Origin of the sequence: Burkholderia sp. KCJ3K979 (assembly GCF_016759955.1) — a bacterium.
GTDB classification, from domain to species: domain Bacteria; phylum Pseudomonadota; class Gammaproteobacteria; order Burkholderiales; family Burkholderiaceae; genus Burkholderia; species Burkholderia orbicola.
Map to the genome: position 1 here is coordinate 36,921 of NZ_JACFYV010000003.1, position 20,241 is coordinate 57,161.

Consider the following 20,241-nt stretch of genomic DNA (forward strand, 5'->3'; position numbering starts at 1 on the left):
TCTATTTCGCCTTTTCGTCGAGATGGACAGGGTCGTTTTGCCTTCGGTGTAAGTAAAGCGCTTCCAGTTTCACCTGCTCCGCGAACATTGCAGTACGGCGGTCATGCGCGCATATGGCCGTAATGACGCGTTCGGTATGGACTTTGTATTCTTTAACGATCGAAGGGGACGCAATGAGACAACTACCGATGCGCCATGAGAGGAAGGCCTTTATTGCGTCGATGCAGACATTCAGCAGTGGATTGTGTGCAGCGTGCTGCTGAAATCGCTCGAAGCTCTGCAGGGCGGCGATAGGAACGGGGGCCGATAGCTGCCTCAAATCGGTACAAAGTCCAAGAAGCGCCATGCGGTCTTCCGCGCTGGCGTGCTCCGCAGCCCACCCTGCACACTCGATGCTCAGGGCGCGAAAGACACGCTCGCCATCCAATTCGTCGACTGCATGGGCAAGGAAGAACGCGGAAATAAGCCTGCTTAACGGCGCAGTGCTCGGCAGTCGCGTCACGAGCCCGCGTCCTCGGCCGGGCAATGCGGTTGCCGTTTCCGCGTCCTCCATCAGGCGGATTGCCTGACGAATGATGCTTTTATCGACCCGATACTCGCCGGTCAGATCGAATTCGTTGCCGATCAGATGACCGCGCGACCATCTGCTTGGCTCGGTTGCCGACATCAATTCATGCACGACCTGCATTGCTTGGTTCTTGAAGTAATCTCCTTGGGGCAATTGGGGCGGCGAGAACTCATGTTCGCCTGGACGTACCTCAAGACGCGCGATGGCTGATGGAAGGAGATCGTTTCTCAACCAATCCACGAGAAGCGCTTCCGCGTCATGTGACGCCGCGATTTCTCGGAGTCGCTGCATGGCCGGCTTGTCGAGAAGATCAGCCGCATGCTGCGGAAGAAGAGACTCTACACATGTCCCGAGAAGCGTCAGGACGGTGCTCTGCGTGGCCGCTATCAGGGCTCTCCCAAGGTCACGCATGCTGAGGTTGGGCTGGTCGCACCATTGCGCAAGCCGGGCCCCTAGATCCGTGCTGGTCCGCGCGTTGGCTCCGAGCATCAGCTGTATTGCAACAGAGCCCAGGATGGTCCACATCTCCAGCACACGGACGCGCTGGAGACTCGTCACGTAGGCATAACCGGCCAGGCGACCGAGGAGGTCTTCGAGGCGGGGGCGCACAACCTCGAGGCCGCCATGAGGACCGCGGCGCATCTTGGCGTGATCGCGCCCTTCGAGCAGTCGCACGACCTCGCGAAGGACGTCACGACCAACACCGTAACGTTCCGCCAGTGCGGCCTCTCCGCCGAAATTTCGGCCAGTCGGCCAGCCCTCACGCAGAAACTCTTCCTCCAGATCGTTGGCAATGAGCAGCGGGCGTTTATTGAGCGGCTCGCTTCCGGTCACGCTCCTCACCAATTTTGCGAGTTGTGCCTCATAACCGACGGAAGGCGCTTGCTCATCCTGTCTTGTCTCAAGCAGGTCGGGTTTCATTGATGGCTCCCTGACGGCAGGGTCCGTGCCGGCGCTTGATCGTCCTGCTTTGCCGTCGCAACGCGCAATCGATCAAGCAGACCGATGCAAAAGGTGGCGACGACGACTGCTCCAGCGACGAAGAACAACGGAATCGTGTATCCGCCAGTCCGGTCGATGCCGAGTCCAATCAAAACCGGCGCAAGGCCGATGGCTATCATGGTCAGCCCGAGGAGAATGCCGAAAATTTCTGCGGAACCCTTCAAGCCGAAATATCTCGTGAGAAGAAAAGGCGTGAGTGCCGACGTCGCGCTCATTCCTGCACCGAGGAGACTCGCACCCAGCAGGATCACGGGCAGCGAGGTCGTGGCCGCCATGATGGCGAGGCCTACAAGGGGGATCGCGAAAAACAGTTGGACAATACGCAGGCTACTGGTTTTGTCGACGAATGAAGCGGAGAGCAGGGCGCCGGCCACACCGGATAGAAACAACACTGACATGACGGCCGACGCGCTTTCGGGTGAAATCGAGCGGCTCGTCAGCCAACCGACGACGTGCACGCTGAACCCGATCAGGGAAGCCGACAAGAGGCAATTGGCGGTGACAAGTAACCAGAAGGTGCTGGTCGTGGCGGCATGGGCGGAGGATCGCTTCGTGACGGCTGGAAGCGGCCTCATGGCAATGCCTGACGGATTCGGGCGCAGCGAAGTCAGACTGGCGGCAAGCCCGACGACGAGAACGGTCCCGGCCAAGAGCTGATATGTCTCGCGCCAACCGAAGCCCACGATCAACTTCTGCACGACAGGGGCAACGATTGCCTGGGCGCACATCGGGGTCACAGAAAGAACGACGCTCAAGGCGAGTGCGCGATGGTGATCGTACCAGGACGACACCAAGGCCACGAAAGAAGGGGGGCCGGCCAACGAAGCACCCATCCCCAGGCTGAGCGCGGCAGTCCAGAAGAAAGTATCGGTTCCCCGCATGAACGACAGCAGCACCATGCTGAGTCCGATCAACGTCAAGCCGATTGCCACAGGCCAGCGGACGCCAATCCGATCGATGAGACGGCCGGCAAACGGCATCAGAAGCGCCGCGCAAACGGAGGAGATCGTGATCACCTGCGAAAAAACAGCGTGCCCCCAGCCCATCTCTCGAGAAACCGGCCCCAAGAACACGGGAAACGAGCCCATGAAGATTGCTGACATGTCCAGTGCCATACATAGCACAGCAGCGACCGTAACTTGCAACCGATTAGGACCGGTCATTTGTCTCCTCCTTCGGGCCTCAAGGCCATTCTTTGAAAGTGATGCGAAGCTACTGCTCGGCGGGGCGCTATTCCTTCAGCGCGCCGTCCCAATGCTCGGCCAGTTTCCCATCTTCAATGCGCCACATATCGAACCAATAGGTGCGGTAGGTTTGGGACGGGTTCGACGGATCGGGAAGGTCGCGAGGCAGCACCATCACGATGCGATCGCCTTCGACGACGAACATCGGGGGCTCGGTAGCGGGCCGCATGGACTTGCGAGCACGTTCCGCTTCTTCCGAGCGGGTAAATTCGATGATCGCGTCCGCGCCGGACGGGATGTTGGGGTTGTGCTGGATGTAGCTTTCCGTCAGATAGCGGCGCGCCTGCTCCGACATGTCGGGGTCGAGCAGCAGCTCCATGACTTTCAGCACCAGCTGACAGGCCGCGTCGTGATCAAGCGTTGTGGTGGTTTGCACAGTTTCGATTCCTTTCATGAGGGTTTAAATGTTTTCTCAGGACCAGGCAGGTACAGACGCACCATCGATCCACGCCGAGTGGATACCAAGTCGCATGCGAAGCGGTAGTTTGATCCGGGCTATGGGGCCTGCCTCGAGTGACAGGCTGTTCAGCACCACCAGTTCACTTCGCCGCTCGAGGGGGTAATTCAAGATGGCGATCAGGAATCCATCCCCTTCGGCGGCGTCGGCAGACCGAGGCACGAAGACTGGATCCTGGAACGTGGCTGCGGGGCCCGGATAATAGGATTCGCGTGTCCCGGTTTCGAGGTCGAAACGGCTCAACTGATTGAACATCACGGGCATCGGTCGACCGTTTTTGTCAGTCGTGAGCTTGCTGCGATCCAGCGTTGGCACGAAGACGTGGCGCTGTCGCTTCATTTCCCATCGGGGGTCAATGTGCGGGCCTTCCCCATTGACGCTCGCGAGCACGGTCCCGTGTCCCAGTTCTTCGGTCGAAGCGTGATAGTCAATCTCCCACCGCACGATCGAGGTGCCGGCACTTCCAGGGGGGGCGGTATTGCCTTGCCGGTCCGAAATCACCGGCGCGAAGCCATTGCCGTCCGCCTCGAGCACGTCGAAAATGATCCGTCCATCTTCCTCGAAGGCGTTGACGGTATGGCCGGTGAAACCCGGCGGAGCGCGAAACCAGCGCACATCGCTTGCGGAGCCGCGTCTCGGAAGAACGCCAAAGATCTGGGGCATATCGGGCTCGTAGACAAAATGAGGCCCCCCTTCCTTCAAACGCCCAAGGTCGCTCGTCACGGGCATGATGGGCAGGACCGTGTAATTTGGCGTAATGGCACAATCGTGAATCATCGCTGCGACGGGGGCTTCGAACCATGCTTCGTGTTCGACGCTGCCATCCTTGCGGAGAACGTAATATGCGATGTCGCGGGTAGTTTCGCCTCTTGCGGCATACCCGTATCCAATCAGTTCGCCGGTTTGCGGATCGATCTTGGGATGGGCGGTGAACGTCCGGCTGGTAATGGAGCCGCCCGCTGTGCACACGCCTCGCGTGTCGAGGGTGACGGGATCGATTTCGTGTGGCAAGCCGTCCTCCTTCGCGGCAAAAAGCTTGCCGGCGTGGAAGAACAAGGCGGTGTTGGCTGTGGTCCGGCTTTTGCCTTCCACCGAAGGATCGTCCGAAAACGGGTCGCGATAGTTGCCGAACAACGACCGCCTCGCCTTGCGTTCCAGCAAGAAGCGCTCGGTACGAACAAAGCGGGTGCGATAGTCGACGTGTCCGTCCTTGAATCGGAACGCGCGGACGGTACCGTCGCCGCCCGCGGCGGCCGTCATCGGATGTAGGTTCTCGACTTCCGGCGGGAAGACCTGATCTGGCACGGCCTGCACCATGAGACCGTCGAGGTCGGGCGGGATGGCGCCCTCCACGATTTCAAGGTCGTAAACTTCGCCCTCAAAGCGACAAGGCTCATCCATCCCTTCGGTCATGACCGGGGGAAAGGCTTTTGTCATGCTAACGCTCCTCCATTTAGTGAAGCTCGGAAATGCACGTCTGGCATAAAGATATCCCCGCAGTATCTTTAAACTAGACGGCGAATCAACGAACGTCGAACCAGGGAGGGCTATCCGTCGTCTGGTTTTCGCTACCCGACTCCCCCATTCTGCCGGCAACGAGAAGCAGTCAAAGGGGGGAGGATCTTGCACTCGATCGATTTGGCAAGCGGAAGTTCGCGACCGCTCAGGGCGGCGGCGCTTCAATATCTGCACGACCGCCTGGGGCCGCGGGGCGACGAAGCATGCCGGTTGGCCCGCTACTCAGAAAATAACCGGATAGCGGATTCTGGCCCCATCACGCTGATTGACGACTTTCCGTCACTGCAGCTGTTTGACGATCCATTGCAGTCGCAGGTGGTCGCGTTCGGCGTGGCGGAGGCGGGGGGGCAGATAAGGCCGTACGCGCTTCGTCTGAAGGTCAGTGCCGGTCGCATCTCCGAGGTCGAGGAGATCATCAGCACCGCTTGCGCGGGGCATTTCGCGGACGCCGTGCAACTGCTCAAGCCCGACGTGCTGTACGAGGCGCCCGTTCCTCCACACCGCGCCGCTGAGCGCGATCAGTTGGAGTCGGTGGCGGACAGCTACTGGTCGGCGTTGCAGGAAAGTGACGGGAGCCTGGCACGGTTCGCCTATCGTTGCGATCGATACGACAACGGCAAGAAGATCACCAACAACCTTTCGATTCTGTTGTCCGCCGATGCTGCGGTGCATACGCCTGCAAGCTGCGTCTACGCGACACGGCCGGCGCGGCCAATCGCACGGAACCGGCGCTTCCCCGTCGTGGATCGTCGGTTGGGCATTGTCGTCAGCTTCGTTCTTGTCGACTTTCATCCTGCGCCGCATCTGGATCGACCTGATTGCGGGACGTTCTATATGGCCGGAGTTTTCAAGGTAACAGACGGCGAGATCCGTAGTCTCGACGAAATACGGGAAATACTTCCGCTGGGTGCGGCGGAAATATGGTGAAAGAGATTAAGCCGTCTTGTTTCTCGATTCCCTGTAAGGCGAAATGAGATTAACTGTCGAGTGACAGTCAAATTATTCAGGTGAGGCTGTGATGCAGAAAGTCGATAATACATCCATACATGAGTCAGCATTTTCTTCGCCGCAGGGACGGAAGATTCGAGATGCTATCCGTGGCCTGGTGCCGTTCATTCGCGAAAACGCACCTGAAGGCGAGAAATTGGGGTGTCTGCCGCCGTCTACGCTCGAAGCGTTGGATAAAACTGGCGCATTTAAGGTGTCCTTGCCGGAAAAGTTTGGCGGCTATGCACTGGGCGCGCGCGATCTTGCGGAAATCATTTCGGAGATTGCACGAGGTGATGGCTCTGCGGGCTGGATTTCCATGATTGCGTCCGGTTTCGCGCGCGTCATGCTGACTTTCCCGGACCGTACCGTCGAGGAGGTCTATCGGCACGCGCGCGACTGGCAAGGCCCGGTGGTCGCCAGTGCTTCTCTTTTCTCGGATCGGATTCAGCGCGCTCGCCGTGTCGAGGGCGGCTATGTCGTCGAGGGCGGCGGGAAATGGGGGTTTGCAAGTGGCTGCAAGCATGTTGCGTTCGTGGTCGTGGGAGCTCAGGTCGGCGACCTTCGAGGCATGATCATTCTGGAGCGCGGCCAGTATGAGATCGTGGACGATTGGCAGGTGATGGGCCTTTGCGGCTCGTCCAGCAATAGTATCGTAGTGAAAGAAGATGTGTTCGTACCGGAACATCGTTTCGCTGACCTCGCGAATTTGCCGACCAATCTGGACAATCTACGCAACCGTTTCACGGGGCTGGGTTATCAGCTCGATGGACTCGGCCTCATGCTGATTGTCGCGATGGAGACGATGTCGATCACGCTCGGGATGGCACGTGGTGCTTACGAGTGTTTTGTAGAGCAGTGTGCTTCCAAAAAGCCGTTCAATCTGCCCTATGACACATTGGCCGCGACGCCCTCCATCCAGGTTGTCGCCGGCAAGACAAAAGCGATGATCAATGCTGCCGAGGCGCTGATCTTCTCCCGCGCTGATTATATTGACCGCAAGGCGATGGCTTCCTCCGCCTTCATGCCGGCCGAAGAAGCCGAGATCATGATGGATTTGGTGCACGCAGGGAATGTGTGTGGAGCGGCGGTCGACATGATCCAGATTGCCCTTGGTTCATTCACGGTGAGCTTGAAAAATCCGATTCAACGCTATGTACGCGACATACGCGTCGCTTTGACTCACGGTTCTACGCGACTGGATCCCGCATCGGAAATCAGTGGACGCCAGCTCATGGGCCTTCCCCCGTTGGCCGCGTTCGCCGCGGCTGTCCCTGGCGTTGACAAGGCCAAGCGGACATCGCGTGCTGCCTGAAAAGAACCGGACAATTTTTAATTTTTAGACAACAAAGGCCTTACAAGGCCAAGAGGATTTTTATGCAACTCGACCTTCAAGGCAAGCGCTGCCTTGTCACTGGAAGCAGTTCGGGCATCGGGAGAAGCGTAGCACTCGAGCTGGCAAAGGAAGGTGCGGAAATCATCGTTCATGGCCGGGATGCGGCACGCACGCGTCAGACCGCGATGGAGATTCGGTCTGCGGGCGGCACCGCCTTCGAAGTACTCGGCGATCTGATGAACGAGGCGCAGGCTCAGTGCGTCGCGGACGATGTTCGTGCCCTCGGTGGTGTGGACATCCTCGTGAATAATGCCGGGGGACGGCATGAGGGATGGGCCCAGCTAGGTTGGCTCGGCAACAAGGGTTCAAACTGGATCGAAACCTACAAGCAAAACGTCGTCTCGACCGTCACGCTGATCAACGCGTTGGCGCCGGTCATGGTCGAACGTGGTTGGGGGCGCATCATCCAGATCGCCAGCGCCATCGCGCTGCACCAACCGCCCAACTTCCCGGATTATCAGGCGGCCAAGGCGGCGGAAATCAACCTTTCCCGTTCTCTTTCGCGCGGCATGGCCGGCACCGGCGTGACGTCGAATGCGATCAGCGCCGGTATCATCCACACGCCCGGTTCTGACGCGGAACTTGTCAATATCGCCCGCAGCGCAGGTTTTGGCGAAGCGTGGTCCGCGCACGAGCGCGAGCTCGCCCTTGGCGTTTTTCGCCAGAGTACGGGCCGTGTGGGCCGCCCCGAGGACATCGCTGCAGCGGTTTGCTTCCTTGCTAGTGCACGCGCGGATTTCATCACGGGAATCAACATGGTTGTCGATGGCGGGATCTAGCCGCCGGGCTTGGCGCCATGTCGGGAAGGTGGGGCACAGGACACGGGGAGAGTGAGGATGGTTCAAGTGCTGACTTCGATGCGGGAAGTCGATGGCAAGGTCGCGTTTATCACCGGCGGCAGCAGTGGCATAGGTCTGGGCATTGTGCGGGCGTTCGTCAACGCGGGTATGAAAGTCGCATTTTCCTACCGGACGCAGCCACACCTGGACCGGGCAATGGGCTTTTTCCGCGGTAAGGAAGACAACGTGCATGCCATCAATGTCGACGTGACCGATCGACCCGGCATGGCACGGGCCGCCGAGGAGACTGTTCGCCGGTTCGGCAAGGTTCACGTCCTGGTCAACAATGCTGCCGTGGGAATGATCACCGGTTTGGTGGATGCCACATTCGATGACTGGGACTGGGTGACGAGCGTGAATATCGACGGCGTTTTCAACGGGATTCGGGCTTTTCTTCCTTTGATCCTTGCCCATGGCGAAGGCGGCCACGTCGTTAGCACGTCATCCATGGGCGGGCTCGTTGTTGCAAAAGGGAGCGTTTATTCAGCAACGAAATTTGCCGTGGTCGGGATGATGGAAGGCCTGCGAGCCGAACTCTACGACACCAACGTCGGCGCGTCGGTTTATTGCCCGGGCGGCGTGAACAGCAATATCCGCCACTCCGAGCGCAACCGCCCTGAACACCTGTCGGCGAGTGGCGTCGCGCCCGGGTCGGAGGAGCGCGCATTTCCGGACGGCCTGAGCGAGCGATGCCCTGACCCCGCAAGCGACGGTCCGTGCATGGATTCCCTGGAGGCTGGCGAATGGGTGCTTCACGGGATACGCAATAACGTCATGTATATCCTGTCGCACCCCGAATTCGAGCCGGCTGTTCGAGATCGTGCGGAGGCGTTGCTCGCGTCGTTCCCCAACGGGGGGCGAGCCGTGCCGCAGTCGAGGCTCGACGATGAACGGGAGATCCTGCGTCCCCAAATGTATGTCATCGAACGTGAGCGCGCGCTTCGGAGCAGTTTGTGTTCTGACTGAGCGCGGAGCACGATGTTGCGCCTGTGCAGGTCGACTGAAAATGATCGCTTCCTCGCATGCGTGCGCGGTGGATAAGCGGTTTTTCGAGAAATACGAATAGACTCCTTCCCCGGGAAATCTATCCGCAATAGATCATCGAGGTAGGGTTTGTGGACCGGTCAGGCATTCGGTTTCCATTTCTGACGTCTGGTTTAGATGGATTATGTGCTCTATAAATAGCGATAAAGCGGCTTGCTTGGCCTGCCTTGCGTGGCTTATTCGAAAGAGGGGCGCTATCGCCTGCCGCAATTCTGCGTTGAGGCACGTGAATGCCTGTGTCTACGGCGTATTCCATGTTGCAAACAGGAAATGAGGTAATTCGTCTGGCAGGAAATCATATGTCGGCCTTCTTTCTTCACGCCCAGTCATCCAGATTGAAGCGGATGGCCTGGATGGACCTAATGCGATTATCATGACCCAAGCTCCTTTTGATTCCCGGGATTTTCGCCGTGCCCTCGGCCGCTTCACGACCGGTGTAACTGTTGTGACTGCTGGCGGCGACGGGTCGGCGCCGATCGGCATTACATGTAACAGCTTCACTTCCTTGTCCTTGGATCCACCGCTGGTCCAGTGGTCGATCGCGAACAATTCCCGCAACTATCCGGCAATGTGCGTCGTGACTCATTTCGCGGTTCATGTGCTCGAAGCTGGCCAGGGCGAACTGTGTCATCAGTTTTCTGCTAGGGACATCGATCGATTTGCGAATGTCCCGCTCGAAACGGGCCTGCATGGTCTTCCGCTGTTGCGGGATTACCATGCGCGCTTCGAATGCGAAGTGTATGCACGCCACGAGGCAGGCGACCACACCATTATCGTGGGTCGAGTGCTTCGGCTATCCCACAACGAAGGCGAGCCGCTTATCTTTTATTGCGGCACGTTGCTGCACGCGGTGTCCCTTGAGCCGACAGGCATCTGAGGGCCGATGCTGTGGTTTGAAGCAAATACGATCCAGCAAAAATACGGAATATGGATGGTTGTTAGGGTGCCTGAATCGTCCGATCATGCCTTGATTGGAACCGGAAGCCGTATTCCCGCCCGCCTTCTTGTTGGCGACATAAATTGAATGCCAGACTGAGCATAAGCGCGCTGGTCGGCTGGAACTCGAAAAGTTTCGGCAATGTGTGTGATGCAGCGGAGTGGATCCGTGGCAGAGCTTGGTCAACGTGCCGCGCGCCGCACGCGACATGCCCGTCGCTTATTTTCGAATGGCTGTCGTCTTGTGCTCACGGCCTTCCCGAGTTTGACAGGAGATTGAGATGAAACTCGTGAGCATCCGTCACGCAGACAGGATTTCATTTGGCGTCGCGCTCGATGGGGGAGTCATCGACCTTGCGCCGTTCGCTTCGGATGTCGGATCGACGCTGAAAGAAGCCCTCGCGCGCAACAGCCTGAGTGCGATCGAAGCGGTTGTGCGTGAGACGCAGGTTATCTTTCCGTGGAGCGAGGTCGAACTGCTTCCCGTCGTGCCCGACCCCGACAAAATTCTTTGCGTGGGCATCAACTACATGACACACGTGAAGGAAACGGGCCGCGACATTCCAACGAAGCCTATGTTCTTCACACGCTTTGCAGATTCGCAGACGGCTCACGATGCACCCATCGTCCGTCCGCTGGCTTCGCACAAGCTGGACTTCGAAGGCGAATTGGCCGTCGTGATCGGACGCACGGCGCGCCACGTGAAAGCCGCCAGCGCGTTCGACTACGTCGCGGGCTATTCCTGCTACAACGACGGCAGCGTGCGCGATTGGCAGCGCCATACGATCCAGTTCACACCCGGCAAGAATTTCCCGTCGACGGGAAGTTTCGGGCCCTGGCTCGTCACGGCCGATGAAGTCGGCGATCCGTCCCAGCTCTCGCTCGTGACGCGTCTGAATGGCGAAGTCGTCCAGCAGGCGCCGCTGAACGATCTGATCTTTGATATCCCGACCTTGATTGAATATTGCAGCACGTTCACGGTGCTCCGGCCCGGCGACGTAATCATCACGGGAACGACGGGCGGTGTCGGCGCGTTCCGCGAGCCGCCGCTGTGGATGAAGCCTGGCGACATCGTCGAAGTTGAAATCTCGAAGATCGGTGCGTTGCGCAACACGATTGCCGACGAACGCCCCTGACCGGACGTCATTGAAAATAAAACGGGAAGGAGACGCTCCACCGAGCGCCGAAACTATCGGCTCCTTCCGAAGGGCCGGTCGTCCGAACCCGTCGCCGCCGTGTTGCAGGGCGTCGCATGTCGTCAGCCACGGCGCCCTGGTTCGGCTGGGAGACGGCCAGAGCCTTGCCCCGCATAGGCGCTTTCCGGTTCGGTGCGATGGCGGTGAGGAAATCCGCCGCCGAGCGTGAAAGGGTTCTGGCGCGGGCTCGGCCGTCGTCGTGAATATCGCAGCGTCGAAGGTCGTTGATCGCGTCCCATGCGCGGATCTGCGAGGTGAATGGCCGGGCGCAGACGTGGACGGCCGGTGCGTCACGCTGCGTTGCCCCACATGCCTGACACGGAGACGGCAATCGCGTCCACCGATCAATATGCAGCAACGCCGGGGATGGCCGTTCGCGCGTCTGGATCACGGACACGCCGCGTCGAAAATGCGCCCACGGCTTCCATGGCACAAGCCTAATCCGGAGTAATCGGTATGAACAGTCTTCAGCAAGCTACGCCCGCATGTCTGCATCATCTGCGCATCGTCAGCGCGCATCCCGACAAGCTGGTGAAATTCTACGAACGGATGCTGGACCTGACGGCCGTTCCATGTGCCAAGTCGGACGATGTGGTGATGACCGGCCCGTCGCGCGCGATCATCGTCAGTCCGCAACGAGGCAATAACGCGCCTTACTATGCGTATTCCGTTTCCGACGCGCCGGCGCTCGGTCGACTGGCAGAACGTTTGACTGCGAGCGCCGTGGCGTTCGAGCCGATCGACGACCCGTTGTTCTCAGGCGGCGCAATCGTCTTCAGCGATCCACAAGGCCGGCGCTTTGTGTTCGGCGTGGGGGCTCGCACCGAAGGGCAGGGCGGGCCCGCACGTCTCCAGCACACCGTCTTCCAGACTACTGAGCTCGAGCGTGTGACGCGTTTCTTCGTCGACAAGATCGGCTTTACGATTTCCGATGAAGTGGTCGATGCCGAAGGCAACGTGACGGTCGTCTTCCTGCGCTCGGATGACGAGCACCACACGCTCGCGTTTTTCCGTGGCAGCAGGAACGAATGGGATCACCATTGCTACGAGACGAACGACTGGAATGACATCCGTGACTGGGGCGACCGCTTCGCAGCGGCAGAGGTCCCGATTTTCTTTGGGCCTGGCCGGCATGGCCCGGGCAACAACCTGTTCTTCATGGTCAACGATCCCGACGGCAACTGTCTCGAGTTCTCAGCCGAGCTTCTGCAGGTGGAGGCTGATGCGGAACCCGGCGTGTGGCCTCAGTGCGAACGGACGCTCAATTCCTGGGGCCGCGCGTGGATTCGCTCGTAACCGGCCCGTCATTGCTGCCTGTTGAAATACCCCCAACGATACCTGGGATACCTCTCCAAAGGATCGCCGCGCCGGTGCGTGCAGAAGCGCCGGTGCGCAAGGCGTCGGCCTTGCGGGCCGTGGCGAGGTCAGGGAGCCGGTGGCCAGCACGCCTCGCACGCAAAAGGCGCGGCTCCGCAGCGAACGTGCAGGCCTTCCGTCGAATCAAAGCTGCGCGACTTCCTTGCTGACCGCCGTGGACTGAAAGTGCCGCAGACGCCAGTCGTCGCCGCACCGGCACCACGTTTCACTCACGTAGCTGCAGGTGCTTAGCTCGCGCGGCGGCTCCATTTGCAACTGCGCGTGCATGCGCTGGAACAGGCCGACGCATAGCATGTCACTGCATTGCGCGAAGCACACGATACGGGTGTCGATGTCGAGCACGTGCAGCGTCTGTGTGAAGAAGCCGATCAGCTCGGTTTTGCCCTGTACCAGACCCGTCGAGTGCACATAGATCAGTTCGTCGTCCAACAGGTCGGCGAGGCCGGCAAGGTCGCCGGCAGCCAGCCGCCGGGCACGCTCGCCGGACAGTTCGAGCACGGCATGCGGGGGGGCCGCCATCGGCTTCACGCGGCCTCCACGGTGAATGCCGACACGTCGCGCTTCCAGGTGGCCATGAGGTCGCTGACGAGCGCTGGCGCGTCGCCGCTGCCGAATACATAGAAGTCCGGTCTCACAAGCACTGCAGGGGCGCCCAGTTGCTCGAACCAGCGTGCGTAAGTTCCGTCGACGTCTCGCGCCGCGCACGGTCCGCCGATGCCGATGGTCGTCGCGCGGATGCGGGCAAGAAACTGACGCTGCTCGGCGGTGAGCGTGTCCGACGGATCTTGTCCGTGCCCGATCAGCACGAAGCCCGAACCGATCAGGTCGTCGAGCCGGCCCGTCCGTTCGCCAAGCTGTACACGCCCTTGCACGCCGAGCCATCCGGCTCCCGCGTCGTCTTCGCGCACGAGCGGCGAGCGGCCGAGGCGCGGCGTGGGCCACTTCTGTTCGCCGCGTTCGGCGTCGTTGCGCAGTTGCCGGTCGCGCTCTTCCGCCTTCGCCGGGTCCAGCACGCAGATGATCTTGCCAAGCATCACGGCGAACTCGATGAGCGCGGTGGCGTGTGCCTGTCGTTCCAGCCCGTAGCTGTCGAGCAGCGTCTCTTCTGCTTCGCCGCGCAATACGGCATCGAGCCGCCAGGCGAGCGCAATCACGTCGCGCAGGCCGGCGCAGAGTCCCTGCGCGGCGAAGGGCGGCGTGAGGTGGGCAGCGTCGCCGGCGATCATCAGCCGCTCGCGCCGCCACTGGTTGGCCACGGCTGCGCGGAACGTGTAGACCGCGTGGCGTTCCAGGATCGCGTTGGCTGGCGTCCAGCCCCACCGTTCCAGCCGGGCCCAGGCGGCCTGCGGGTTGTTCTGCTCGTCCTTGTGTTCGCCCTCGAGCATCATGAATTCGAAGCGGCGGCGGCCGGGGCCGCCGGGCACCATCGTCGTCGGGCCTTGCGGGTCGCACACCTGAATGACGTCCGCGCTCCACTGCGAAGGGTCGCGTGGCTGCACGTCCACCACGAGCCAGTCCGCGACGAAGCCCAGATCCACCAGCGAGGCGCGCATTGCGCTCCGCACAAAGCTGCCGGCGCCATCGCATCCCACCACGTAGCGCGCGGAGAAAGAGCGGAGCTCGCCCTCGCCCTCTCCGGTAGGCCGGGTTTCGAGCACGATCTTGTCGGGATGCTCGGTGGCGCCCACCACGGTGAGGTTGCGATGCACCGTGACGCGATCTGCGTACGCGCGGCTGATGCGCTCGTCGAGCAGACGTTCGAGCGCGGGCTGGCTGAACCCGAATTGCCTCGGCCAGCCGGACTCCGCCGTTTCGTCGAGGCCGGGAAAGGCGACCAGCACTTCGCCGTTGCCGTTGCGCCATTCGTAGACGTGGCTCAGGCACGTGTGGGCTTCGAACTCGTCGATGATGCCGAGCGACTGCAGGATGCGCATCGCCTCGTGATCGAGTCCAACCGCGCGCGGCAGGCCGTACAGCTGTGGCCAGCGTTCGATCACGACGACGCGGTGCCCGCTCTGCGCGAGCTTCAAGGCCAGCGCCTGGCCGACCGGGCCGTAGCCGACGATCGCCACGTCGGCGAGGTTTTCCGACGAGCCGTCGTCAGGGTGCTGCGATATGGATGTCACTTCGTGTCTCCAATGGAAGGTCGTGAAGGGCGTTGCGGCGGTGTCTCGCCGCCGCCGCTGCTTCAGGGCAGTGTGTTGACCGGATGCTCCTCGATGCGCGCGGACGGGCCGGGCTCGCGCACGCCGAACGCCACGATGGCGGCGCCCGCGGCGGTGGCGACGAGCGCGATGACCGGAATCACGGCGATGCCCATGACGTGAGCCAGCGCGCCCGCGGCAGCGGGCGCGAGCGCGCCGCCTACGATTTCACCGACGCCCACCACGAGGCCTGTGGCCGATGCGGCGAGGCGGGCTGGAACCGCGGCGCTGGTGAGCGGCCCCACCGTGATCGCGATTGCACCCGAATTCATGAACGTGATGACGAACAAGGCCGCGAACAGTTTGACCGGCTCGGCGCCGATGGTGCGCAATACGCAGAGCGCCGCGAGTTGGGCGAGCAGTGCCGCGATCAGCATCGGCTTGCGCCCGAACCGGTCGGACAGCGCGGGAATGATTACCATGCCGACCAGGCTGCCCACGCCTTGGCCCGTCAGCACGAGGCCCATCTGATCCAGATTCAGCCGGAGGTAGTCGGTGAGATAACTGGGCATGAATGCGGAAAGCGTAATCACGCACGTGAGATAGCAAAGCATGGCCGCCATGTTCACGCGCACGGCGCCGTGCAGGGCGACGCCCCGCCACTCGTGCGGCTCGTTGCGCGGCGTTTCGGCGACGCGGACCGGGTCGCGCAGCACTTTCGCCATCACGGCGGCCAGCAGCAGGCCGGGCACCGCGACCGCGGCGAACACGAAATGCCAGCTGGGCAGCACCTTGAGCAGCCCGATGGCCACGATGGGCCCCAGGCCCAGCCCCACCAGTGGCTGCGCCATCTGTTGCAGGCCGATGTTGAGCCCGACGCGCGAGGGCTTCGAAGCGTTCACGGTCGCCACGATGCTGGCCGGCACGTAGGCGCCTTCGGCGAAGCCCATGACCGAGCGGATCACGAGCAGGCTGCAGAGACCCGACGCAAAGCCGGTGGTCGCCACGAGCAGCGAAAATATGGCCATCGCGGCGATCAACACTCGGCGGGGACCCACGCGGTCCGCAAGGCGTCCGCTGACGATCGATGCCACGCCCCACGTCAGCGCCAGCGCGGCCGAAATCAGGCCGAGGTCCTGGTAGCCGAGCCCGAGTTCCTTCTGCATCACAGGGAACAGCGGATTGATGATGAAGCGGTCGAGCCCGACCATCCCGAGGCCCAGGGCCAGCAGACTGACGGCCTTGAACTCGGATGCCCGGTCGCGGACCGGCGGGGTGTGAGGTCGCATTGCGTTGTCTCCTTTTGTTCGCGAGCGGTTTGCTACGGCAAAGTCCACCCGTGCCGCGTCGTGCGCAGCATCTGCATCATCATCTGGAAAGGCAGCGGGCAGCGCCCGCCGCGTCAGCGGGGCGGGCTCATGCGCGACGCACCGTCATGTTTCATCGCGACCGCTGCGCGGTTTGCGGCCGGGGCTTCGTGTGGACGCGCGGGAGGTTGCGTCGTCGTTGAATACGGCCTTCAAAATGATGCCGCTGGTCTCCCAGAAGTGCCCCGCAAGCAACTGGACCGCGAGATCGGCGTCGCGCGCCATGGCGGCTTCCATCAACTCGCGATGTTCCTTCGCTGCGTCGCGGTTCTTCTCCGACGTGTACTTCTCGGCCAGGTTGCGATAGCGCTCCGACTGGTCGTACAGCAGCCTGCACAGCCGCAGCATCCACGGCGATGCGCATCCCGCAATGAGGGCCTCGTGGAACTGCCGGTGCACTGCCGCCCACGCGTCGTGCAACTCGGGAGAGCTGGGCACAGGTGTGCGTTGCAGCCGGTGAAATGCCGACAGCACGTTGGACTCCCAGTCGATGTCGCCGTGCTTGAGCGCAAGCCGCAACGCGCTGCCTTCCACTTCCACGCGCGTTTGCGTGAGGTCCGTCAGGTCGTCACGCGAAACCGGCGTGACGCAGAAGCCGCGCTGGTCTTCCGAATCCACGAGGCCGTCGGTCACAAGGCGCGACAGCGCTTCCCGGATGGCTGTGGCGCCGATGCCATACCGCTCGCTGAGCGCCTGGATGCGCAGCCGTTCGGCGGGGCGCAGCTGCCCGGCAAGGATGTCGCCGCGCAGGCGTTCCACCGCGAGCGACGTCAGGCTCTTCGCGCCTGGAGAGATGAGGGTCGTATCCATTCGAGCAAGCATTCGTACATGTGGGAGCTTGCTGCGATTCTCGCTTCCGCCATCCACGTTCGTCAAGATTATGGAATTCCCTACGTTTTATCGATTTTTTTGAGGTTAATCTGTTATCGTCAAATTTAAAGATTTTGTGCGTTACGATGCCATGCTCGCCTGCGACGACTCGCGTAACGACTGGCACAACACAAGGAGACGCTTTCGTGATGACAGTGCAAGACATTGCCTTCGTGCGGTATCAGGTCACCGACCTCGACCGCATGGAGAACTTTCTGCTCGACTTCGGCCTGCACCGCGCGGCCCGCAGCGAACACGCGTTGTACATGCGGGCCACGGACACCGCCCACCACGTGCATGTAAGCGAACTCGGTCCCGACAATTCCACCGTGGGGCTCGGCTTTCAGGCGGCCAGCGAGGCGGATCTCGAGCGGCTCGCCGCGCATCTCGGCGTTCAGGTGGAAGACAACCCGGAGCCGGGGGGCGGGCGGCGTGTGCGCTTTCGCGACCCGGACGACTTTCTTGTCGACGTTCTGCACGGCGCCGCGCGGCACGCGCCGTTGCCGCTGCGCGACGCGGTCGCCATGAACTGCGGCGGCGCGCGCCGACGTCTGGGCACGGCAGTGCGCCTGCAGCCGCGGCCGAGCAGCGTGCTGCGGCTGGGCCACGTCGCGCTCCAGGTCCGCAACTTCTCCGCCATGCTGGCCTTCTACCGCGACGTATTGGGCTTTCGCGTATCGGACACGTACTGGGCCGGCAGTGAGCAGAACACCATTGCCGCCTTCCTGCACTGCGGGCTGGGAGAGCAGTGGACCGACCATCACACGGTGGCCTTGATCGCGGCGCAGGACGGCCGCTCGCGCTTCGAGCACACCGCGTTCGAAGTGCTGGACCTCGACGACGTCATGCTGGGCGGCGAGTACCTGAAGTCGCAAGGCTACGAGCACTCGTGGGGCGTTGGTCGCCACGTGCAGGGTAGCCAGATCTTCGACTACTGGCGCGACCCGTTCGGCAACAAGATCGAACACTGGACCGACGGCGATCTGGTCAACGACAGCACGCCGGTGCGACACGCCCCCATGTCGCCCGACGAACTGCGCCAATGGGCGCCGCCGCTGACACCCGAATTCTTCGCCTGAACCCGCCTTCCTTTTTTCTGCGCAGGAGCGCTCTGTATGAAACTTGCCCGCTACACCTACGACGGTGTGACTACCATCGGCGCCGTTGACGGCGATCGCGTCGTCGCCCTGAAGGCGCTCGACTCTTCCGCACCCGCGTCGATCCGCGACGTGCTGGCGGCCGGTCCCGCGTTGCTGAGCCGTCTCGAACAGGCGCTTCGCGACGCGAAAGACGGTGTGCCGCTCGCACGCGTCAAGCTCGAAGCCCCCATTCCCGATGCGCAGAAATACCTCGCCATCGGCATGAACTATCAGGACCATGCCGACGAAGCGGCGCGCGCCGGCATCACCGTTCCAGCCCACCAACTGTGGTTCAACAAGCAGGTGAGCTGCATCACGGGGCCGTTCGATCCAATCCTGAAGCCGCGCGTCTCGGACAAGATGGACTACGAGGCCGAAATGGGCGTGGTGATCGGCAAGCGTTGCCGCTACGTCAGCGTTGAGAATGCGCCGTCCGTGGTGGGCGGCTACTTCGTCGCGAACGACGTGACCGCGCGTGACTGGCAGTTCAAAAGTCCCACCTTCACGCTAGGCAAGTCGTTTGACACGCACGGGCCCATCGGCCCGTGGATCACCACGGCCGACGAAATCGCGGATCCTCACGCGCTGCAAATGAAGCTGTGGGTGAACGGCGAACTGCGTCAGAGCGCGAGCACGGGTGGAATGATCTACAGCATCTGGGAGCAGATCCACGAGCTTTCGCAGGTCATGACGCTCGAACCCGGTGACCTGGTAGCGACCGGCACGTGCGCGAACGTCGGCATTGCGCTCGGCAAATTCCTCCAGCCGGGCGACGTGGTGAAGGTGGAGATCGAGTCCCTTGGCCACATCGAGAACACCGTCGCGGCCGAACCGGTTTGAGCGCGGCACGCACGGCACCGTTCGCAGCAAACAGGACGCCTATTTATATGGCTTATGAAGTCAACCTGCTCGTAGGCGGAAACGACGTGCCGGCCTCGTCCGGCGCGACCTTTGAGCGGCGCGATCCGCTTTCGGGCACGGCGGTCTCGCATGCCGCCGCGGTTACCGCGAGCGATGCCCATGTCGCGTTCGCGATTCCGGCATTTGCCACATCAACGGTCCCACCGTCCACGATGAACCGCAGATGCCGTTTGGCGGCGTCAAGGCGAGTGGACTGGGCCGATTCGGCCGCCGCGCGGGCGTGCGCGAATTCACCGAACTGCGCTGGCTCACGGTACAGACCACGCCGCGCCACTACCCCTTCTGAACCCTTCAACCCACCTAGGAACATTCGATCATGACCGTCGAATTTAAACCGGGCGTGCGCTACCGCATGCCTGCCGTGTTTGGACCCGCGCCGGGTCCGCGTCAAAAAGCCGATGGGACGCTGTGGACACCCGAGGAAGCGGGCACCATGAACGCCTCCTGGATGACCGTCAAATACCGCACGCGCCGCGAGCAACTGGAGCGCATCCTGCCGCCCGGCTTTGAGTTGAGAGGCGAGCCGGAGGTGCACGCTTCGCTCGCGTTCTTCAACGATCTGTACTGGCTGGCTGGCCGTGGCTATGGGATCGTCATGATCGAGATTGCCGCGACCTACCGCGGCAGGACGGAAACCATCGACGGCTCGTTTTGCCCCGTGCTCTGGGAAGGCGTGCCCGATGCGATCATGACGGGTCGCGAAGAACTCGGATTTCCGAAGCTGTTCGCGGACATTCCGGCGCTCGATATCGATCATGCGCGTGGCACGGCGGGCGGATCGGCCTCATGGTTCGACTTCAGGTTCTTCGAGATCGCGCTTCACGGTCTGGTTGAAGTGCACGAGGAGCCGAAGCTGCCGGGGCCGGGCGGCGCGGCGCTCTTCTACAAGTACATACCGCGCACGGGCAGCTTCGGCAGCGGTGGCTGCGATGTGGCCTACGCCACGACTTCGCAGCCCCAACCGGGCGCGGCGGGCGACACGTCGCCCATCAAGTTCGGCGGCGCGAACTTCAGGAAGTGGAAAGCCGCTGGCGGCTCGGTGAACTGGCATCGCGCCACGTTCGAGCAGCTGCCCACCACGTTCCATGTCGTCAACGGAGTGGCGGACCTCGACATCGTCGAATACCTGGGCGCTGAACTGGTCGAGTTTTCCGCGCCGGGCCAGGCAGTGTCCGCTAACGTCATTCGCCCGGTCGAACCCATGCTGTAGCGCAAGCCAGATCGACGCGGCGGCGG

At 61.8% G+C, this 20,241-nt stretch carries 18 protein-coding genes and 1 pseudogene; 11 read left to right on the forward strand and 8 right to left on the reverse strand.

Annotated features, from left to right (window positions below):
* Position 1: 1 nt before the first annotated feature.
* From H3O04_RS01515 to H3O04_RS01530, 4 genes are all read right to left on the reverse strand, one after another.
* Positions 2–1,489 carry a GntR family transcriptional regulator gene (locus H3O04_RS01515; protein ID WP_202586979.1) on the reverse strand — a complete coding sequence of 496 codons (1,488 nt, stop codon included), beginning with the start codon at positions 1,487–1,489 and terminating at the stop codon, positions 2–4.
* Positions 1,486–2,673: an MFS transporter gene (locus tag H3O04_RS01520; protein WP_237666136.1), complete on the reverse strand. Its 1,188-nt coding sequence runs from the start codon at positions 2,671–2,673 to the stop codon at positions 1,486–1,488. Before H3O04_RS01520 ends, H3O04_RS01515 begins: the two co-directional genes overlap by 4 nt.
* A gap of 127 nt (positions 2,674–2,800) precedes the next feature.
* Positions 2,801–3,208 carry a nuclear transport factor 2 family protein gene (locus H3O04_RS01525; protein ID WP_202586981.1) on the reverse strand — a complete coding sequence of 136 codons (408 nt, stop codon included), beginning with the start codon at positions 3,206–3,208 and terminating at the stop codon, positions 2,801–2,803.
* An 18-nt stretch (positions 3,209–3,226) separates the two neighbouring features.
* On the reverse strand, positions 3,227–4,708 hold the full coding sequence (locus H3O04_RS01530) for a carotenoid oxygenase family protein (protein ID WP_202586982.1): 1,482 nt from the start codon (positions 4,706–4,708) through the stop codon (positions 3,227–3,229).
* 186 nt (positions 4,709–4,894) lie between these two features.
* Here H3O04_RS01530 and H3O04_RS01535 point away from each other — a divergent pair, with 186 nt between their 5' ends.
* The 7 genes from H3O04_RS01535 to H3O04_RS01565 all read left to right on the forward strand — a co-directional run bounded on the left by H3O04_RS01535 (position 4,895) and on the right by H3O04_RS01565 (position 12,483).
* Complete coding sequence (locus tag H3O04_RS01535; RefSeq protein WP_202586983.1) at positions 4,895–5,716, forward strand: hypothetical protein; 822 nt, start codon at positions 4,895–4,897, stop codon at positions 5,714–5,716.
* 91 nt (positions 5,717–5,807) lie between these two features.
* Entirely contained in the window at positions 5,808–7,091 is a 1,284-nt protein-coding gene (locus tag H3O04_RS01540) for an acyl-CoA dehydrogenase family protein (protein WP_202586984.1), read from the forward strand.
* Positions 7,092–7,153: 62 nt separating this feature from the next.
* Entirely contained in the window at positions 7,154–7,951 is a 798-nt protein-coding gene (locus H3O04_RS01545; RefSeq protein ID WP_202586985.1) for an SDR family NAD(P)-dependent oxidoreductase, read from the forward strand.
* Positions 7,952–8,008: 57 nt separating this feature from the next.
* Positions 8,009–8,977 carry an SDR family NAD(P)-dependent oxidoreductase gene (locus H3O04_RS01550; RefSeq protein WP_202586986.1) on the forward strand — a complete coding sequence of 323 codons (969 nt, stop codon included), beginning with the start codon at positions 8,009–8,011 and terminating at the stop codon, positions 8,975–8,977.
* Positions 8,978–9,428: 451 nt separating this feature from the next.
* Positions 9,429–9,932: a flavin reductase family protein gene (locus tag H3O04_RS01555; RefSeq protein ID WP_202586987.1), complete on the forward strand. Its 504-nt coding sequence runs from the start codon at positions 9,429–9,431 to the stop codon at positions 9,930–9,932.
* A 340-nt stretch (positions 9,933–10,272) separates the two neighbouring features.
* The gene (locus tag H3O04_RS01560) at positions 10,273–11,127 is read left to right on the forward strand and encodes a fumarylacetoacetate hydrolase family protein (protein WP_202586988.1); all 855 of its coding nucleotides are present in this window, start codon (positions 10,273–10,275) and stop codon (positions 11,125–11,127) included.
* A gap of 516 nt (positions 11,128–11,643) precedes the next feature.
* Positions 11,644–12,483: a VOC family protein gene (locus H3O04_RS01565; RefSeq protein ID WP_202586989.1), complete on the forward strand. Its 840-nt coding sequence runs from the start codon at positions 11,644–11,646 to the stop codon at positions 12,481–12,483.
* A gap of 204 nt (positions 12,484–12,687) precedes the next feature.
* On the opposite strand, the gene H3O04_RS01570 is transcribed toward H3O04_RS01565, so the two are convergent.
* The 4 genes from H3O04_RS01570 to H3O04_RS01585 all read right to left on the reverse strand — a co-directional run bounded on the left by H3O04_RS01570 (position 12,688) and on the right by H3O04_RS01585 (position 16,885).
* Positions 12,688–13,083: a nuclear transport factor 2 family protein gene (locus tag H3O04_RS01570; RefSeq protein ID WP_202587022.1), complete on the reverse strand. Its 396-nt coding sequence runs from the start codon at positions 13,081–13,083 to the stop codon at positions 12,688–12,690.
* A gap of 5 nt (positions 13,084–13,088) precedes the next feature.
* Positions 13,089–14,690 (reverse strand): bifunctional 3-(3-hydroxy-phenyl)propionate/3-hydroxycinnamic acid hydroxylase MhpA, encoded by a 1,602-nt coding sequence (gene mhpA / locus H3O04_RS01575; RefSeq protein WP_202586990.1) that lies wholly within the window; start codon positions 14,688–14,690, stop codon positions 13,089–13,091.
* 62 nt (positions 14,691–14,752) lie between these two features.
* The gene (locus tag H3O04_RS01580; RefSeq protein ID WP_202586991.1) at positions 14,753–15,997 is read right to left on the reverse strand and encodes an MFS transporter; all 1,245 of its coding nucleotides are present in this window, start codon (positions 15,995–15,997) and stop codon (positions 14,753–14,755) included.
* A gap of 144 nt (positions 15,998–16,141) precedes the next feature.
* A complete protein-coding gene (locus H3O04_RS01585) occupies positions 16,142–16,885 on the reverse strand; it encodes a GntR family transcriptional regulator (RefSeq protein ID WP_202586992.1) in 744 nt (247 codons plus the stop codon).
* 209 nt (positions 16,886–17,094) lie between these two features.
* Here H3O04_RS01585 and H3O04_RS01590 point away from each other — a divergent pair, with 209 nt between their 5' ends.
* The 4 genes and pseudogenes from H3O04_RS01590 to H3O04_RS01605 all read left to right on the forward strand — a co-directional run bounded on the left by H3O04_RS01590 (position 17,095) and on the right by H3O04_RS01605 (position 20,215).
* The gene (locus H3O04_RS01590) at positions 17,095–18,024 is read left to right on the forward strand and encodes a VOC family protein (protein WP_202586993.1); all 930 of its coding nucleotides are present in this window, start codon (positions 17,095–17,097) and stop codon (positions 18,022–18,024) included.
* A gap of 36 nt (positions 18,025–18,060) precedes the next feature.
* On the forward strand, positions 18,061–18,924 hold the full coding sequence (locus H3O04_RS01595) for a fumarylacetoacetate hydrolase family protein (RefSeq protein ID WP_202586994.1): 864 nt from the start codon (positions 18,061–18,063) through the stop codon (positions 18,922–18,924).
* A 193-nt stretch (positions 18,925–19,117) separates the two neighbouring features.
* Positions 19,118–19,291, forward strand: a pseudogene (locus H3O04_RS01600) (aldehyde dehydrogenase family protein); the annotation flags it as partial.
* Between the two features lie 30 nt (positions 19,292–19,321).
* Entirely contained in the window at positions 19,322–20,215 is an 894-nt protein-coding gene (locus tag H3O04_RS01605) for an acetoacetate decarboxylase family protein (RefSeq protein ID WP_202586995.1), read from the forward strand.
* The last annotated feature ends 26 nt before the right edge of the window (positions 20,216–20,241 follow it).

What these genes read in the sequence shown, in the direction of transcription:
- H3O04_RS01565 (WP_202586989.1), top strand. Translation starts at nt 11,644, where the DNA reads ATGAACAGTCTTCAGCAAGCTACGCCCGCATGTCTGCATCATCTGCGC.
- H3O04_RS01560 (WP_202586988.1), top strand. Translation starts at nt 10,273, where the DNA reads ATGAAACTCGTGAGCATCCGTCACGCAGACAGGATTTCATTTGGCGTC.
- H3O04_RS01605 (WP_202586995.1), top strand. Translation starts at nt 19,322, where the DNA reads ATGACCGTCGAATTTAAACCGGGCGTGCGCTACCGCATGCCTGCCGTG.
- H3O04_RS01550 (WP_202586986.1), top strand. Translation starts at nt 8,009, where the DNA reads ATGGTTCAAGTGCTGACTTCGATGCGGGAAGTCGATGGCAAGGTCGCG.
- H3O04_RS01555 (WP_202586987.1), top strand. Translation starts at nt 9,429, where the DNA reads ATGACCCAAGCTCCTTTTGATTCCCGGGATTTTCGCCGTGCCCTCGGC.
- H3O04_RS01595 (WP_202586994.1), top strand. Translation starts at nt 18,061, where the DNA reads ATGAAACTTGCCCGCTACACCTACGACGGTGTGACTACCATCGGCGCC.
- H3O04_RS01520 (WP_237666136.1), bottom strand. Translation starts at nt 2,673, where the DNA reads ATGTCAGCAATCTTCATGGGCTCGTTTCCCGTGTTCTTGGGGCCGGTT.
- H3O04_RS01580 (WP_202586991.1), bottom strand. Translation starts at nt 15,997, where the DNA reads ATGCGACCTCACACCCCGCCGGTCCGCGACCGGGCATCCGAGTTCAAG.
- H3O04_RS01530 (WP_202586982.1), bottom strand. Translation starts at nt 4,708, where the DNA reads ATGACAAAAGCCTTTCCCCCGGTCATGACCGAAGGGATGGATGAGCCT.
- H3O04_RS01545 (WP_202586985.1), top strand. Translation starts at nt 7,154, where the DNA reads ATGCAACTCGACCTTCAAGGCAAGCGCTGCCTTGTCACTGGAAGCAGT.
- H3O04_RS01515 (WP_202586979.1), bottom strand. Translation starts at nt 1,489, where the DNA reads ATGAAACCCGACCTGCTTGAGACAAGACAGGATGAGCAAGCGCCTTCC.
- H3O04_RS01540 (WP_202586984.1), top strand. Translation starts at nt 5,808, where the DNA reads ATGCAGAAAGTCGATAATACATCCATACATGAGTCAGCATTTTCTTCG.
- H3O04_RS01585 (WP_202586992.1), bottom strand. Translation starts at nt 16,885, where the DNA reads ATGGATACGACCCTCATCTCTCCAGGCGCGAAGAGCCTGACGTCGCTC.
- H3O04_RS01590 (WP_202586993.1), top strand. Translation starts at nt 17,095, where the DNA reads ATGACAGTGCAAGACATTGCCTTCGTGCGGTATCAGGTCACCGACCTC.
- H3O04_RS01525 (WP_202586981.1), bottom strand. Translation starts at nt 3,208, where the DNA reads ATGAAAGGAATCGAAACTGTGCAAACCACCACAACGCTTGATCACGAC.
- H3O04_RS01570 (WP_202587022.1), bottom strand. Translation starts at nt 13,083, where the DNA reads ATGGCGGCCCCCCCGCATGCCGTGCTCGAACTGTCCGGCGAGCGTGCC.